Genomic DNA, 14,942 nt, shown 5'->3' with positions numbered 1-14,942 from the left:
ATGCTTATTCCTAAGCGTGTGAAGTACCGCCGCCAGCACCGCCCGACTCGTTCTGGCGTGTCCAAGGGTGGCAACACGATCAACTTCGGTGACTACGCTCTGCAGGCTCTCGAGCCGGCGTACATCACCAACCGTCAGATTGAGGCGGCTCGTATTGCGATCAACCGCCACGTCAAGCGTGGTGGCAAGGTCTGGATCAACATCTTCCCGGACCGTCCGTTGACGCAGAAGCCGCTCGGTGTTCGTATGGGTTCCGGTAAGGGCCCTGTCGAGAAGTGGGTCGCTAACGTAAAGCCGGGACGTATTCTCTTTGAGATGTCCTACCCGAACGACGCAACCGCTATCGAGGCACTGCGCCGCGCAGGCGCGAAGCTGCCTTGCAAGGTTCGCATCATCAAGAAGGAGGACCAGTTCTAATGGCAAACGGTACCCCCGCATCCGAGTTCCGCGAGCTCAACGACGAAGAGCTGCGCGCTCGTCTGTCCGAGGCAAAGGAAGAGCTGTTTAACCTGCGCTTCCAGCTTGCTACCGGCCAGCTGACCAACAACCGCCGCATCTCCACCGTGAAGCGCGACATTGCACGTATCTACACCGTGCTGCGCGAGCGCGAGCTCGGCCTGTCCGTTGTTCCGGGAGCTGAGGCTTAATCATGAGTGAGGCAAACGTGAACGAACAGACCAACGAGAAGCGTGTTCAGAAGAACCGCCGCGGCTACGTCGTATCCGACAAGATGGACAAGACCATCGTTGTTGAGGTCGAGGACCGCAAGTCCCACGCCCTGTACGGCAAGATCGTCCGTACCACCAAGCGCGTGAAGGCACACGACGAGGAGAACACCGCAGGTGTTGGCGACCTCGTCCGCATCCAGGAGACGCGTCCGCTGTCCAAGGACAAGCACTTCCGTCTCGTGGAGATCATTGAGAAGGCACGCTAAACCCATCCGGTAGAGGCGTCCGACTCAAGGACAAGAGAGCACCACCCCCAAGTTTCGTTACGACGGGGTGGTGCTTTTTCTATTTCGGTAGACTTTCTGGTGCTCGTAACGTTCAATGAAAAGGAGTTCACTATGGGTACTGGCAAGTTTTGCGTCACTGTTGCACACGCGAAGGACAATGAGGACCTTGCGACGCTCGGTTTCGTCGTCGCCAACGCTGCTGTAGGTTCCGCGCAGGACACGATGGTCTTCCTGTCTTCCGAGGGCGCTCGCCTCGCTGCGAAGGGCTACGCGGACGACATCCATGAGGAGGGCTTCGCTCCAATCAAGGAGTTGATTGAGAACTTCGTTGCCGCAGAGGGCAAGCTGTACGTGTGCGCGCCTTGTGCCAAGAAGCGCGGCTTCGGGGAAGAGGATCTTATCGACGGCGCCACCATCGTCGGCGGCGCAAAGCTGGTTGAGTTCCTGGCAGACGGCACCCCAAGCGTTTCCTACTAAGGCAACGATGTCTCAGTCCGAGAATCTGCACCCGTACGCTCCAGACGCCAGCTTCGACGGCGGCGATCTGGACTGCGGTAACGGGTTGCTGTTATTGATCCGAAAGAACATCGATCCGCTCGAGTCTGGCCAGCTGCTGGAGATTATCTCCTACGACCCCACAGTCAAGGTGGACCTGCCTTCCTGGTGTAACTTGACTGGCAATGACTTGGTCAACGTGGTTGAGGAGCCAGAGCACAAGCGGTGGCGCTTCCTCGTGTCGAAGGGGGCGTTTACGAAGCCCGTGGAGGTTGCTGACATCCCGGCCGCTCCCGAGGCTGTGCGCCCGAAAAAGAAGAAGGGGCCGCGCAAGCGCCCGCAGATGCCGGTGACGCAGGAGGTCGTGGAGCCGACGATCGCCAAGGAACTGTCTGAGCCAGCTCCCGCGCCGGAGATTCCGGCCGGATCTGTGCTGACGATGGGCTCTTGGCCACGGTCTCCGTGGTTGTTGGATGCGCTGCACCGCCACCTCGAAGAGCGGATGGATGAGGGCACGTTCCAGGCCACAGCCGACGACGCGGTGCGCCTGGTGGTGTCGGCGCAGGAGCGGGCCGGAGTGGACGTCGTCACGGATGGTGAAATGCGACGCGACAACTACTCGAGCTTCGTCGCGGGGCGTCTGCAGAACTGCCAGCTGATCCCGATTACGGACCTGCTGCCGTACGTGGATGACCCGGAGGAGTTCGAGCGCGAGCTTCGCGCGTTGGACGTCCCGGCGGGCGAGGTGCGCCACCCGGCGGTCTTTGGCCCGCTTGGTCGCGATAAGCCGCTGGTTGCGCACGAGGTTGAGTTCGTGCAGCAGCTCACCGACCGCCCGGTGAAGGTGTGCCTGCCGGGGCCGTATCTGCTCACGCGCACGATGTGGATGGAGTGTGTCTCCGACCGCGCGTACGAGAACCGTGAGGAGATGTCGAAGGACATTGTCAGGGTGTTGCGCGAGGAGCTCCACGAATTGCTGGCGAAGGGAACGTCGCTGGTGCAGATCGATGAGCCGGTGCTTACTGAAGTCGTGTACGGGCAGGCAGGCGGGGGCGGCCGCACGTTTATGTGTGGCGCGCTCGACGGCCTGGAGGGCACGGTGGATGAGGAGCTGGAGTTCGCGAAGTCGTTGCTCGATGAGCTGACGGAGGGGCTGCCGAAGGAGCGGTTGGCGCTGCACGTGTGCCGCGGCAACTGGACCACGGACGAGTCGGCGGCGCTGACGGGCGATTACGCTCCGTTTGTTGAGCTGTTCGCCTCGCTGAACGTGGGTATGTTGTCCATGGAGTTGGCGACGCCACGCGCCGGCGATATCCGAGCCCTCGAGGGAATCCGCGACGACCAGCGCATCTGCGTTGGCGTGCTGAACCAAAAGCTCCAGGAGCTGGAGCCCGTCGAGGCAGTGGAGGAGCGCATCGAGCGAGCCCTGGACACGTTCGGGGCTGACCGGGTGGTCTTCTCCACGGACTGCGGTTTTGCAACGTTTGCGGATAACCCAATCGTGGCCGCGAACTTGGCTGAGCAGCAGCTCGCGCTCATTGTGCAGGCCCGCGACAACGTGATGGCACGCCGCAATGCATGAGGATCATTACTGGGACGCCCAGGACATCGCGTGCGGTGATGTCCTGGTGCGCCTCTTCCTCTTGTTCCGCGACCAGATCAAGGATGGGGAAGTGCTGCACTTGCGGTCCACGAACGAGGCGATCGATATCGATATTCGTGCCTGGTGCGGCCTGACTGGCAACACGTTGCTGCGCGCGGATCACCCGGAGTTTTATATCCGTAAAACTTCTGATTGATGTGAAACTTCGGCTATCCTTAGCGCTGTGAATAAAGGACTGCGCCGAACGAACCATGTCGTTTCCCGGACCCTTGCCACCGTGGGGCTCGGGCTTTGTATTCTTGCCTCTACCGCTGCGTGCGGGTTTGGGGGCGGTCAGCCGGTCATGGCAGCTGATACGACAGAGCTCGCTCCTCGTGATGTTGCTGCCAAAGTGCCGGTCACCGCGACGGTGGAGGCTGCCACGGTGACCGCGTTGACGACGCACCTGACCGGCCCGGTCACAGCCCTGAACGTGAAGGTGGGACAGCGTGTCGAGGCGGGCCAGGTCGTCGCGGTCCTGGATACGTCGGGGGTCCAGCGTGAGATTGATGCGCAGCGCGCGCAGCAGATTTCGGCGGATGTCGCGGCGCAGAATCAGCTTGAGCAGGCCCAGCAGGCTTACCAGCAGTCGAGCGACGCGATGCAGCGTGGCCTGAACCCGCAGGTGACGCAGGCGGAGGCGGCGCTTCGCCAGGCTGATGGCCAGTTGCAGGAGGCTACCGCAGTTTTCGAGCAGCGAAAGAAAGCAGTCGCTGCGGGCCTGGACAGCACGCTGCTTACGCAGGCGCAGGGCGTGGACTCGGCGCGTCGTGACGCGCTGACGGCGGCCCTGGAGTCTGTGCGTGGCAACCACGGCATCTTCCAATCTGGGATGGCGCAAGACGATGCTGTGCAGCCGTTGCTGAGCAAACTGGAGGCCGACGAGCGTTTCCGCGGCGCGAAGCACAACCTTTCTGCGGCGCAAAAGGCGTACGACGCCGCCCTCAACGACACCGACGCGGATCTTGCGGCGAAGCAGCGCGCGGTTGCCCAGGCATTTGATGCGAAAGCAGAGGCGGCGGTTGGGCTCGAGGTGGCGAAGCTTGCCGCCCAGCAGCAGCTCGATTCCCAGGCGGCGGCTGTGCAGCAGGCACAGCGTGGGGTGCAGGCGGCGCAGGCGGCAGCTGGCCAGTCAATCGCGCAGCTTGAGGTCGACGTGGCGTCGGGTCAGGTGCGTGCTCCGATCGCGGGTGTGGTCGCGGAGGTTGCGGTGAAGCAGGGGCAAACGCCGACGGGCTATCTGCTCTCGGTGGCGGACCCGAATCGGCTGGTGCTGCGCGCGAGCGTCAAGGAGCTGGACTCGGCGAAGATGCAGCCGGGCGACGCCGTCACGTTCACCACGCCTGGCACCGGCGCGAAGAAGTTTAAGGGCCGTGTGCTGGATGTTTCATCGGTTGCGGAAGCGCAGCCCGCTGCGGATGGGGCGTCGGCACAGGCGGCGCGCCCGGAGTTCCCCGTGGAGATCGAGGTTCTGGGTGATACCGAGGGCCTCAAGATCGGCGGGACGGCAAAGGCGCAGATCACCACGGAGTCCGCGAAGGACGCGCTCGCTGTGCCGCGGGAGGCCGTCGTCGACGAGAATGGCAGCTACTCGGTGTACACGCTTCGCCCGAAGGATGACGGGGACAAGTTCGAGGTAGTGAAGACGCCGGTCAAGGTTGGGCTGGTCTCGGATTCGGATGTGGTCGTAGAGGGCGTCGAGAAGGGGACGCGGGTGCTGAACAAGCCTGCCGAGTACCGCGAACGCGTCGGTGCCACTGTGACCTTGGTTGAGGAGCAGGAGTGAACCCGCGCGAATCTGTCAGACTCGCTACGGTGAGCCTGCGGGCGAACAAGATGCGCTCGGCGCTGACGCTGCTCGGGGTGATCATTGGCATCGCCTCGGTGATTGCGATTATGACGCTGGGTAAGGCGATGCAGAAGCAGACGCTGGACAGCCTGGAGCAGTTCGGCATTCACGACGTCCACCTCGAAGTCAAGCCCCGCCAGGAGGATGACAGCGAGGCCGCCCGCTACATGTTCCAAGAAATTGACGACGCCTCGAAGCTCACCCCCGACATGATCGAGGACCTGCGCGCCGACCTCGGGGCGCAGGCGAAGGGTATCGCGTTTGAGTTGGATAGCTCGACAGCTCAGGCGACACGCGGGCTGGCGCACGGCACCACGATGGTGAGTTTTGTCAACGCTGACCAGCTGGAGATGCAGAACCTGCCGCTGACCGCCGGGCGATTTCTGACCCAAGACGACATTGAGGCGAACCGTGCCGTGGCGGTGGTCTCGCCGGAGGTTGTGGAGCAGCTGTTCAATAACGACCCTGATTCGGCGATCGGGCAGGAAGTCGAGCTGGACATCGGCGGGCAATATGCTTCGGTGCAGGTGGTCGGCGCGTACGGGCACTTTGAGAAGCAGGGAGTGCTGGTCGGGGACTTTTCGCAGTCGATGATGGCGGTGCCGTACACGGTGCAGCCGGACATGATGCGCACGCCGGTGCCTGGCGTGGACAACGTGAGCGTGCGCGTCGCGGACGGCGCCGACACCGATCAAGTGGCCAAGGACGTCCAGGCGTGGGCGGACCGTGCCTATGAGGACGACCCCGATTACAAGGGGAAAGTGGCCGACATGAAGCGTGACATCGATCAGCTCAACCAGACGTTGACCATGATGAGCGTGGTGGTCTCCGCGATCGGCGGGATCTCGCTGCTGGTGGGCGGTATCGGCGTGATGAACATCATGTTGATTACCGTGACGGAGCGCACCCGCGAGATTGGTGTGCGCATGGCGCTCGGGGCGACGAGGCGAATGATCCGCACGCAGTTTGTCACCGAGGCGATGATCGTCTGCCTCATCGGCGGGCTCTTCGGCGTGGTCGTGGGCGCGAGCTTCGGCATGCTGGGCGCGCTGCTGCTCAACGCCTTCGTGCTGCCCCCGATCTCGGCAGTGCTACTCTCACTGGTATTCGCGCTGCTGATTGGCCTGTTCTTCGGCTACTACCCGGCCAACCGCGCCTCGAGAATGAACCCGATCGAAGCCCTGCGCTACGAATAGCAACAACGTTTGGAGTGACACATATGGCAGCCACCGTGCTGACCACGGAAAACACGCGCCGGTACAAGCCCGAGCCATCAGTGGCGACAGCGCTGAAGACACCGCGCATCCTGACGAAGGAGGTCCTCGCCGGGCTAGTTGTGGCGCTGGCGCTGATCCCAGAGGCGATCAGCTTCTCCATCATCGCCGGGGTGGACCCGAAGATCGGGCTGTACTCCTCCTTCATCATGGCGATGGTGATCGCGATTACGGGTGGGCGCCCCGCCATGATCGCGGCCGCCACCGGTGCGGTGGCGCTGGTAATCGCGCCACTGGTGCGCGACTACGGCTACGACTACATGGTGGCAGCCATCATGCTCGCCGGGGTGTTCCAGATTCTGTTGGCGGTTGCTGGCGTCGCAACGCTGATGCGGTTCTTGCCGCGAAGCGTGATGATTGGCTTCGTCAACGCGCTGGCGATTCTCATCTTTGTGGCGCAGCTGCCCGAAATCATCGGCATTCACTGGGCGGTGTACCCGCTGCTGGCGCTGGCCATCGTGATCATGGTGGTGATGCCGAAGTTTACGCAGGCGGTTCCGGCCCCGCTCGTCGCAATCCTGGTGGTGACGCTCATCGCGGTCGCGACGAATGCGCCGGTCCCGACGGTCGGGGACCGCGGCGAGCTGCCGAGCAGCCTGCCCGAATTCTTTATCCCACACGTGCCGCTGACCTGGGAGACGCTGCGGATCATCGCACCGTACTCGCTCGGCGTGGCGCTTGTTGGCCTGATGGAGTCGCTGATGACCGCGAAGCTGATTGACGAAGTCACGGACACGCACTCCAACAAGACTCGCGAGAGCTGGGGGCAGGGCGTCGCGAACATTGTCACCGGCCTGTTCGGCGGGATGGGTGGCTGCGCCATGATCGGCCAGTCCATGATCAACGTGAAGGTCTCGGGGGCTCGCACCCGTATTTCCACCTTCCTGGCGGGCGCGTTCCTGCTGATCCTGATGCTCGCGTTCGGCGAATACGTCGCCATGATTCCGATGGCAGCGTTGGTCGCCGTGATGGTGATGGTGTCGGTGGGCACGTTCGACTGGCACTCGGTGACGCCGAGCACGTTGCGTAAGCTTCCGGTGTCGGAAACCGTCACGATGCTGATCACGGTCGCGGTGGTGCTGGCGACGAACAACCTAGCCATCGGCGTCGTGGTTGGCGTCCTAGTTGCGTCGGTCATCTTTGTACGCAACGTCGCCCACCTGGTTGAAGTGACCCGCGAAGTTATCGACGGCGTTGCCCACTACGTGGTATCCGGCCAGCTGCTGTTCGCCTCCTCCAACGACCTGACCACCTTGTTTATGTACTCGGAGGACCCGGAAGAGGTTGTCGTGGACCTGCACCGCGCGCACGTGTGGGACACGTCAACAGTCGCGGCGCTCGACAGCATTGAGCAAAAGTACGCCGAGCACGGCAAGCACGTGCGCTTTGTCGGCATGAACCCGAGTACCACGGAGTTTCACGGAAAGCTCACCGGCTCGCTGGGCTAGGGTACGGCGGCGTCACTTTTTCAGGAACTACGCCGCGTGTAAAATTCGCCCCATGTGTGGAATCGTTGGATACATAGGTGGCGAGCGTGCACGCGAGCACGACGCCCTCACCGTCATTATTGATGGGCTTCGCAGGCTCGAATACCGCGGTTATGACTCGGCCGGGGTAGCAGTCATGCAGGGCGACACCATCGCGTGCAGGAAGAAGGCAGGCAAGGTCGCGGACCTTGAGCAGGCCATCGCCGAGGCACCGCTTGCGCCCTCCAACCTGGGCATCGGGCACACCCGGTGGGCAACCCACGGCGGGCCTACCGACGCCAACGCCCACCCCCACGTCGTCGGCGACGGCGCGCTGGCCGTGGTGCACAACGGCATCATCGAGAACTTCGCGGCACTTCGTGCTGAGCTGAGCGAGAAGGGCTACACGTTCCGCTCCGAAACTGACACCGAGGTGGCAGCCACGCTGCTGCTGGACATCTTCAATACTGAGGCGAACAAGGACCTCACCGAGGCAATGCGCCTGACCGCCCTGCGACTCGAGGGCGCGTTCACGCTGCTGGCCATCGAGCAGGAATTCCCGGACCGTATCGTTGCGGCGCGCTGGAACTCCCCGCTGGTCATCGGCCTGGGCGAGGGTGAGAACTTCCTCAGCTCTGACGTCTCCGGCTTCATCGAGTTCACCCGCGACGCGGTGGAGATGGACAACGGGCAGATCGTTACCCTGACCGCCGACAGCTACGACATCATTGACTTCGAAGGCAACCACGCCGAGGGCAGCCCGTTCCGCGTCGAGTGGGACGTCACCGCCGCAGAAAAGGGTTGGTTCGATTCCTTCATGGCGAAGGAGATCCACGACCAGCCGGCCGCCGTTCGCGACACCCTCTACGGCCGCTTCGACGCCGAGGGAAAGCTCACGCTCGACGAACTACGTATCGACGAGTCCGTGCTGCGCAGCGTCGACAAGATCATCATCGTGGCCTGCGGTACCGCTGCGTACGCGGGGCACGTGGCGAAGTACGCGATTGAGCACTGGTGCCGCATCCCGACGGAGGTCGAGCTGGCGCACGAGTTCCGCTACCGCGACCCGATCGTCACCCCGAACACCCTGGTCGTAGCAATTTCGCAGTCCGGCGAGACCATGGACACCCTCATGGCGGTACGCCACGCGCGCGAGCAGGGCGCGAAGGTCATCGCGATCTGCAACACGGTCGGCTCCTCCATCCCGCGTGAGGCCGACGCATCCCTGTACACCTACGCTGGCCCAGAAATCGCAGTGGCGTCGACGAAAGCGTTCATCTCCCAGATCGTGGCGTCCTACCTGTTGGCGCTGTACCTGGCGCAGGTCCGCGGCAACAAGTTCACCGACGAAATCCAGACCATCATTGCTGAGCTGGAGGAGATGCCGGAGAAGATCCAGTGGATCCTGGACAACGAAGCAGAAATCCAGGAACTTGGCCGCGAGCTCGCCGACGCGAAGTCGGTACTCTTCCTCGGCCGCCACGTCGGCTTCCCAGTCGCGCTCGAGGGCGCACTGAAGCTCAAGGAGGTCGCCTACCTGCACTCAGAGGGCTTCGCCGCAGGCGAGCTCAAGCACGGCCCGATCGCGCTGGTTGAGGAAGGGCAGCCGGTGTTCGTCATCGTGCCGTCGAAGCGTTCGCGCCACAACCTGCACGCCAAGGTTGTCTCCAACATCCAGGAAGTCCGCGCGCGTGGCGCCGTCACCATCGTGATCGCGGAAGAGGGCGACGAAGACGTGAACCGCTTCGCCAACCACGTGATCCGCATCCCGCAGTCGGCCGGCCTCATGCAGCCCCTCTTGTCGACGATCCCGCTGCAGATCTTCGCCTGCACCGTTGCGCAAGCACGTGGCTTGAACGTGGACCAGCCGCGCAACCTGGCGAAGTCCGTCACGGTGGAGTAGCGCGCTAGAGTGGCCGCATGAAGAAGTTTGGGTTCCTTTCATTCGGTCACCACGCACCACCCGGGCGCCAGGGGATGACCGCCCGCGAGGCGCTGCAGGACACTGTGGAGCTGGCACGCCAGGCGGATGCTATCGGTGTCAACGGCGCATACGTGCGCGTGCATCACTTTGCGCCGCAGTTCGCGTCTCCGATTGCGCTGCTCGGCGCGATGGCGTCGGCGACGAAGCACATTGAGGTGGGCACCGGCGTCGTGGATATGCGCTACACTAACCCGCTGCAGCTCGCGGAGGACGTCGCCGCGCTCGATTTGCTAAGCGACGGCCGCCTCGCCTTCGGCGTCTCCCGCGGGTCACCGGAGCCTGCCGATAGAGGGTGGCGCGCTTTCGGCTACGAGTCAGAGGCCGCGAACGGTTCTGACCTGGCGCGTGCACATTTCCAGCGTTTCATTTCCGCGCTGCGCGGGGACCCGATGGCGCTCGCCGCATCCCTTGAGGAGCAGTACCCGCAGATGTACCCGCCTGCCAGCCCGCTCTCGGTGATGCCACACTCCGAGGATGCGGCGCGCCGGGTGTGGTGGGGAGCAGGTACGTTCGCCAGCGCCGAGCAGGCTGCCCGCGACGGCGTGAACCTGATGAGCTCCACGCTGATTTCGGAAGCCGACGGCCGCAGCCTCGGCGAGCTGCAGGCGGAACAGATTCAGCACTACCGGAAGGCGTGGGCGGCCGCGGGCCACGACTGGGAGCCGCGCGTTTCTGTTTCTCGTTCTATCTTTCCGATCGTGGACGAGGACACCGAGCGGCTCTTCGGACTGCTGGATACCGAGGAACAGATCGGTCAGATTGAGCGTGGTGTGTACACCACGTTCGGCAAGACGTACGCCGCAGAGGCCGATCAGCTTATCGAGGAGCTCGGTAATGACCCAGCAATCCAGGCCGCGGACACGCTGATGCTCACCGTTCCGAACCAGGCCGGGGTGGACGTGTGCATGCAGATCCTGCGCGGGTTCGCCGAGCACGTCGCGCCGGCGCTTGGGTGGGAGCCAGCGAACGCGGCTTCCTAATCCAGCTCGTGGGCGAAGGGGGTGTCTGCGCCGGTGCGCGACACCGTGATCGCGGCCGCGCGGGTGGCGAACGTGAGGATGTCGCACCATTCCTCCTCGCCGAGGGCGAGCAGGCCGTCGCGGTCCAGGCCGCGGGCGTCGAACTGGTGGACCAGCGCCGCCATCACCGTGTCGCCGGCGCCGATCGTGTCCGCGACCGTGACCTTCGGTGACGGGACCGTGACCGTGCCGAACGGCGCGCGTACCCGCAGGCCGTCGGCGCCGAGCGTGGTCACCACGACTGGCACGTGGGAGGTGTCACCGAGGAACTCGACTTCCTCGTCGGAGAGTTTGAGCACCGTTACGGAATCGAGCAGCCCCCGCAGGAACAGGCGGTGTTTCTCGGAAGCGAACGCCGGGCGGATATTCGGGTCCAGGCAGACGATTGCGCCGTGCTTCGCCGACTCAGAGGCGGCCTCCGCGTAGCGCAGCGACGCGGGCTCTAGCGCCAGGGACAGGGTCCCGAACACCGCGTAGCCCTCCTGCACCGGGACTGGCTGTGCAAAGCGGTCGGCGGTGCCGTCAACGTAGAAGGTGTAGGTCGCCGAGCCGTTCTCCGCCAGCGCGGTGACGGCCAGGGTAGTGGGCTCGTCGCCGCGGCCGCAGTTGGTGAGGTCCACGTGGGCGTCGAGAAGCGATTGGGCGAGTGCCTCCCCGAAGTTGTCGCGAGACAACCGTGACTGGAAGGAGACGTCTGCGCCGAGTCGGCCCAGAGCTCGGGCCACATTGAACGGGCCGCCACCGAGCGCGGGCACCAGCGGCGCGAGCGGGGAACGGTCCTGGGGGACAAGGTCAACGAGGGCTTCGCCGTACACAGTGATCATGGTTCCACCGTAGACTAAGTCGCATGACGTACCGGCCAACATTTCACCTGTCCCCGCCGCAAGGGCGCCTCAACGACCCGAACGGCGTCACGCTCATCGGCGATCAACTCCACGTGTTTTACCAGCATGATCCGTGCTTTCCGCACGCTGCGAAGCGCACCGGTTGGGGCCACGCCGTCACCACAATTGGGGGTGAGGAGGGCCTGGGCCAGTGGCGCCACCTTCCGGACGCGCTGTATCCGGACTTCCCGTACGACACGCACGGGTGCTACTCCGGGTCCTCCGTGGTCCACGACGGTGAGGTCATGCTGTTTTACACCGGCAACGTGAAGGAGGATGGGTGCCGCCCGACCACGCAGAACCTGGTCCGCGTTGAGGACTTGGAGGGCCCGATGGGCGGTGTGTACCACCGTGCACCGGAGAATCCGCTCATTGACGGCCCAGCCCTCGGCTTTACCGCCCACTACCGGGACCCGCACGTCACCCAGAATGAGGACGGCTCCTGGCGCATGGTGCTCGGCGCGCAGCGTGAGGAGGAGCGCGGCGCGGTGGTGCTCTACGAGTCACCGGACCTGCTGAACTGGTCGTTTGCTGGCGCGCTGCAGTTCGAGGGGCTGGACCCGCGCGTTGAGGCCGCCTACATGTGGGAGTGCCCGAACCTGCTGCGGATGCGTGACCACGCGACGGGGCAGTGGCGCGAGGTACTCGTGCTGTGCCCGCAGTACCCGGGCTCGGACGAGTGCGGCTACGTCGTCGGTTCGCTTGATGGCCTGTGGTTTCGCGTGGAGTTGCAGTTCCGGGCGTTGGACTTTGGGCATCAGTTTTACGCGCCGCAGATGGTCGCCGAGGACGATGGCGATGCGCTGTCGCTCGGTTGGATGGGACTGCCTGCCCGCGATGACACCCCAACGCTTCAGGCAGAGGGCTGGGTGCATCAGCTGACGTTGCCTCGCAGGCTCCAACTTGTCGACGGCCAGCTTCGCACCGAACTCCTTCTCCCAACCGATCCCGCGGGGATGGTCGTGCACCGCGAAGCTCTCAGGGGACAGCCGTGGGAGGCCGACCTGGTCGACGATGCCGGTGGCGTTGGTGCTCACGTGGCGTGGCGGCCTGGCGAGGCCGGGCGTGGAACGCTGAGCGTGACGGTCGGCGGTGACGAGCGCCGCGCCGAGTGCGCGCAGGGCGAACTCGTGGTGTGCGCTGACGGGGCGGCGCTCGAAGTTGTTGCCGGAGACGGGGAAGTGGCGTTCTCCTCGGCGGTCTTCGGTACTGAGGGAGCCCCATGGGGCGCTGTGGAAGTACGTGAAATCGGCCACAACCGGGGGTAATCGGACGCAAGTAAGCTGATTTATGCCCGTATAGATGTTTGACTGTGTGGGAAGAGAAAGGATTCCCACATGGACCACAAAGAAGTAGCCCGGCGGGTCCTCGCCGGGGTAGGGGGCGAGGAAAACATCGTTGGCGTCGCCCACTGCGCGACGCGACTGCGTTTCGTGCTTAAGGACGTCGACAAGGTTGCGCAGGACGCACTGGAGAACGACCCGGATCTGAAGGGCACGTTCGCAACCGGCGGCATGTTCCAGATCATCGTCGGCCCCGGTGACGTGGACATTGTCTTTGATCAGCTCAACGGCATGACCAGCAAGAGCATTGCTGTCTCCACGGAAGACCTGAAGGAAGTAGCGGCGAACCAGGGCAACTGGTTTACGCGCTTCATTAAGGTCTTTTCTGACATCTTCGTGCCGCTGATCCCAATCCTGGTTGGCGGCGGTCTGCTCATGGCGCTCAACAACGTCCTGACCGCCGAGGGGTTGTTCGGGGAGAACTCCCTGGTGGGGATGTTCCCGCAGATCCAGGGTCTGACGGAGATCATCAATGTGCTGGCCTCCGCACCGTTCGCGTTCCTGCCGGTGCTGGTGGGGTACTCCGCGACGAAGCGCTTCGGTGGCAACGAATACCTCGGCGCCGGCATGGGCATGGCGATGGTTCACCCGGCGTTGGTCAACGGCTACGACGTGGCGAACTCCGTTGCCGACGGAACGATGCCGTTCTGGGACCTGTTCGGCTTGCCAGTCGCGCAGGCGGGTTACCAGGGTGCGGTGCTGCCGGTGCTGGCGGTCGCGTGGATCTTGGCAACGATCGAGAAGTGGTTCCACAAGCGTCTGAAGGGTACGGCGGACTTCCTGATTACTCCGCTGGCAACCCTGCTGATTACGGGCTTCATTACCTTCATCGCCGTCGGCCCGTTTGTCCGCTGGCTCGGTGACCTGCTGATTGTCGGCCTCTCCAGCCTGTACGACTTCGGTGGCCCAATCGGTGGCCTGCTTTTCGGTCTGGTGTACTCGCCGATCGTGATCACTGGCCTGCACCAGTCCTTCCCGCCAATCGAGCTCGAGCTGTTTAATCAGGGCGGCTCCTTCATCTTCCCGACGGCCTCCATGGCGAACATCGCGCAAGGCGCAGTGGCCCTTGCCGTGTACTTCCTGGCGCGCAACGCAAAGCTCAAAGGTCTAGCTGGTTCCTCGGGCATCTCGGCCGTATTTGGTATCACGGAACCCGCCATCTTCGGCGTCAACCTGCGTCTCCGCTGGCCCTTCTTTATCGGCCTCGGCGCGGCCGGTATTGGTGCAATGCTGATTGCGATCTTTGATGTCAAGGCAGTTGCGCTTGGTGCGGCGGGCTTTATCGGCGTGGTCTCCATCCGCGCGAATGACATGGTGACCTTCCTGATCCTCGGCGTCATTACGTTCGTGATCGCCTTCGTGGCGGCCTACGGGTACGGGCGCTACCTGGTGGGCAAGCATGGCAGCATCGATCCGGACGCAACCGAGGATCCAGCCGCCGATGCCGCTGCCGAGCAAGCGCTGCTCGAGGCGTCCGACGAGGCGCTCCACGTCGTGGCGCCTCTCGAGGGCAACGCCGTGCCGCTTGCGACGGTCAGTGACCCGATGTTTGCCCAGGGCAAGCTGGGGAACGGCGTGGCAATCGTGCCGACGGTTGGGGAGCTGCGCGCACCCGTCGCCGGTACGGTTGCGGTCACGTTCCCGTCCGGCCACGCCTACGCAATCCGCGCCAAGGGGACCGATGGCAAGAACGTGGACATTCTCATGCACATCGGCTTCGACACCGTGAACCTCAAGGGCGAGCACTTCACTGCACACGTGAAGAAAGGTGACGTCGTAGAAGCAGGCCAGCTCCTCGCGACGTTCGATATCGATGCCATCCGCGACGCAGGATACGAAGTGACGACTCCGGTCGTTGTCTCGAATACGAAGCGGGTAGGGGAGATTGGGGCGTCGAGAAGCCTTCCTGCAGACACGAAGTTTGGCGATGCCCTCTTCTTCGTCGAGCCGAAAAAGATAGCTGAAGAAGCAAAATAAAAGTTTTTTAGAAAACTGGCAACAACCTTAAATTGGTCTGTTAATCTGTTGGTG

14 protein-coding genes are annotated in these 14,942 nt (G+C 63.6%); 13 read left to right on the top strand and 1 reads right to left on the bottom strand.

All coding sequences use genetic code 11. From position 1 onward, the window contains the following. The 11 genes from rplP (at window position 1) to JMN37_RS02690 (ending at window position 10,645) form a co-directional block, all read left to right on the top strand. Window positions 1–417, top strand: coding sequence for a 50S ribosomal protein L16 (gene rplP, locus JMN37_RS02740; protein WP_070363099.1), 417 nt, complete (start codon window positions 1–3; stop codon window positions 415–417). Then, complete coding sequence (gene rpmC, locus JMN37_RS02735) at window positions 417–647, top strand: 50S ribosomal protein L29 (RefSeq protein WP_070363098.1); 231 nt, start codon at window positions 417–419, stop codon at window positions 645–647. Before rplP ends, rpmC begins: the two co-directional genes overlap by 1 nt. 2 nt (window positions 648–649) lie before the next feature. Beyond that, entirely contained in the window at window positions 650–934 is a 285-nt protein-coding gene (rpsQ, locus tag JMN37_RS02730; protein WP_070363097.1) for a 30S ribosomal protein S17, read from the top strand. Window positions 935–1,066: 132 nt separating this feature from the next. Then, a complete protein-coding gene (locus JMN37_RS02725; RefSeq protein WP_070477537.1) occupies window positions 1,067–1,432 on the top strand; it encodes a DsrE family protein in 366 nt (121 codons plus the stop codon). A gap of 7 nt (window positions 1,433–1,439) precedes the next feature. Then, a complete protein-coding gene (locus JMN37_RS02720; RefSeq protein ID WP_071572785.1) occupies window positions 1,440–3,032 on the top strand; it encodes a sulfurtransferase TusA family protein in 1,593 nt (530 codons plus the stop codon). Continuing rightward, a complete protein-coding gene (locus JMN37_RS02715) occupies window positions 3,025–3,249 on the top strand; it encodes a sulfurtransferase TusA family protein (protein ID WP_070363094.1) in 225 nt (74 codons plus the stop codon). Before JMN37_RS02720 ends, JMN37_RS02715 begins: the two co-directional genes overlap by 8 nt. Window positions 3,250–3,276: 27 nt before the next feature. Beyond that, on the top strand, window positions 3,277–4,878 hold the full coding sequence (locus JMN37_RS11400; protein ID WP_143110522.1) for an efflux RND transporter periplasmic adaptor subunit: 1,602 nt from the start codon (window positions 3,277–3,279) through the stop codon (window positions 4,876–4,878). Continuing rightward, a complete protein-coding gene (locus JMN37_RS02705) occupies window positions 4,875–6,137 on the top strand; it encodes an ABC transporter permease (protein ID WP_071572783.1) in 1,263 nt (420 codons plus the stop codon). The genes JMN37_RS11400 and JMN37_RS02705 overlap by 4 nt, the downstream gene beginning before the upstream one ends. Before the next feature lie 23 nt (window positions 6,138–6,160). Then, window positions 6,161–7,663 carry a SulP family inorganic anion transporter gene (locus JMN37_RS02700; RefSeq protein WP_071572782.1) on the top strand — a complete coding sequence of 501 codons (1,503 nt, stop codon included), beginning with the start codon at window positions 6,161–6,163 and terminating at the stop codon, window positions 7,661–7,663. A gap of 52 nt (window positions 7,664–7,715) precedes the next feature. Further along, entirely contained in the window at window positions 7,716–9,584 is a 1,869-nt protein-coding gene (gene glmS, locus JMN37_RS02695) for a glutamine--fructose-6-phosphate transaminase (isomerizing) (RefSeq protein ID WP_252930981.1), read from the top strand. Between the two features lie 17 nt (window positions 9,585–9,601). Further along, window positions 9,602–10,645, top strand: coding sequence for an LLM class flavin-dependent oxidoreductase (locus tag JMN37_RS02690; protein WP_071572780.1), 1,044 nt, complete (start codon window positions 9,602–9,604; stop codon window positions 10,643–10,645). Here the strand turns inward: JMN37_RS02690 and JMN37_RS02685 are convergent. Beyond that, window positions 10,642–11,508 (bottom strand): carbohydrate kinase family protein, encoded by an 867-nt coding sequence (locus tag JMN37_RS02685; RefSeq protein ID WP_070477548.1) that lies wholly within the window; start codon window positions 11,506–11,508, stop codon window positions 10,642–10,644. The genes JMN37_RS02690 and JMN37_RS02685 overlap by 4 nt on opposite strands. A 23-nt stretch (window positions 11,509–11,531) precedes the next feature. On the opposite strand from JMN37_RS02685, the gene JMN37_RS02680 reads away from it, so the two are divergent. Together JMN37_RS02680 and JMN37_RS02675 are read left to right on the top strand one after the other, a co-directional pair. Next, on the top strand, window positions 11,532–12,836 hold the full coding sequence (locus JMN37_RS02680; protein WP_252930980.1) for a glycoside hydrolase family 32 protein: 1,305 nt from the start codon (window positions 11,532–11,534) through the stop codon (window positions 12,834–12,836). Between the two features lie 69 nt (window positions 12,837–12,905). Further along, window positions 12,906–14,888: a sucrose-specific PTS transporter subunit IIBC gene (locus JMN37_RS02675; RefSeq protein ID WP_071572778.1), complete on the top strand. Its 1,983-nt coding sequence runs from the start codon at window positions 12,906–12,908 to the stop codon at window positions 14,886–14,888. Window positions 14,889–14,942 lie beyond the last annotated feature (54 nt).

Source organism: Corynebacterium lipophilum (assembly GCF_024102595.1).
Lineage (GTDB): Bacteria > Actinomycetota > Actinomycetes > Mycobacteriales > Mycobacteriaceae > Corynebacterium > Corynebacterium pseudogenitalium.
The sequence above is the reverse complement of the archived record's forward strand: the minus strand, read 5'-3'. Positions and strand labels throughout refer to the sequence as shown.

Coding starts and splice junctions, on each gene's coding strand:
- rplP (WP_070363099.1), top strand. CDS start 1: ATGCTTATTCCTAAGCGTGTGAAGTACCGCCGCCAGCACCGCCCGACT.
- rpmC (WP_070363098.1), top strand. CDS start 417: ATGGCAAACGGTACCCCCGCATCCGAGTTCCGCGAGCTCAACGACGAA.
- rpsQ (WP_070363097.1), top strand. CDS start 650: ATGAGTGAGGCAAACGTGAACGAACAGACCAACGAGAAGCGTGTTCAG.
- JMN37_RS02725 (WP_070477537.1), top strand. CDS start 1,067: ATGGGTACTGGCAAGTTTTGCGTCACTGTTGCACACGCGAAGGACAAT.
- JMN37_RS02720 (WP_071572785.1), top strand. CDS start 1,440: ATGTCTCAGTCCGAGAATCTGCACCCGTACGCTCCAGACGCCAGCTTC.
- JMN37_RS02715 (WP_070363094.1), top strand. CDS start 3,025: ATGCATGAGGATCATTACTGGGACGCCCAGGACATCGCGTGCGGTGAT.
- JMN37_RS02700 (WP_071572782.1), top strand. CDS start 6,161: ATGGCAGCCACCGTGCTGACCACGGAAAACACGCGCCGGTACAAGCCC.
- glmS (WP_252930981.1), top strand. CDS start 7,716: ATGTGTGGAATCGTTGGATACATAGGTGGCGAGCGTGCACGCGAGCAC.
- JMN37_RS02690 (WP_071572780.1), top strand. CDS start 9,602: ATGAAGAAGTTTGGGTTCCTTTCATTCGGTCACCACGCACCACCCGGG.
- JMN37_RS02685 (WP_070477548.1), bottom strand. CDS start 11,508: ATGATCACTGTGTACGGCGAAGCCCTCGTTGACCTTGTCCCCCAGGAC.
- JMN37_RS02680 (WP_252930980.1), top strand. CDS start 11,532: ATGACGTACCGGCCAACATTTCACCTGTCCCCGCCGCAAGGGCGCCTC.
- JMN37_RS02675 (WP_071572778.1), top strand. CDS start 12,906: ATGGACCACAAAGAAGTAGCCCGGCGGGTCCTCGCCGGGGTAGGGGGC.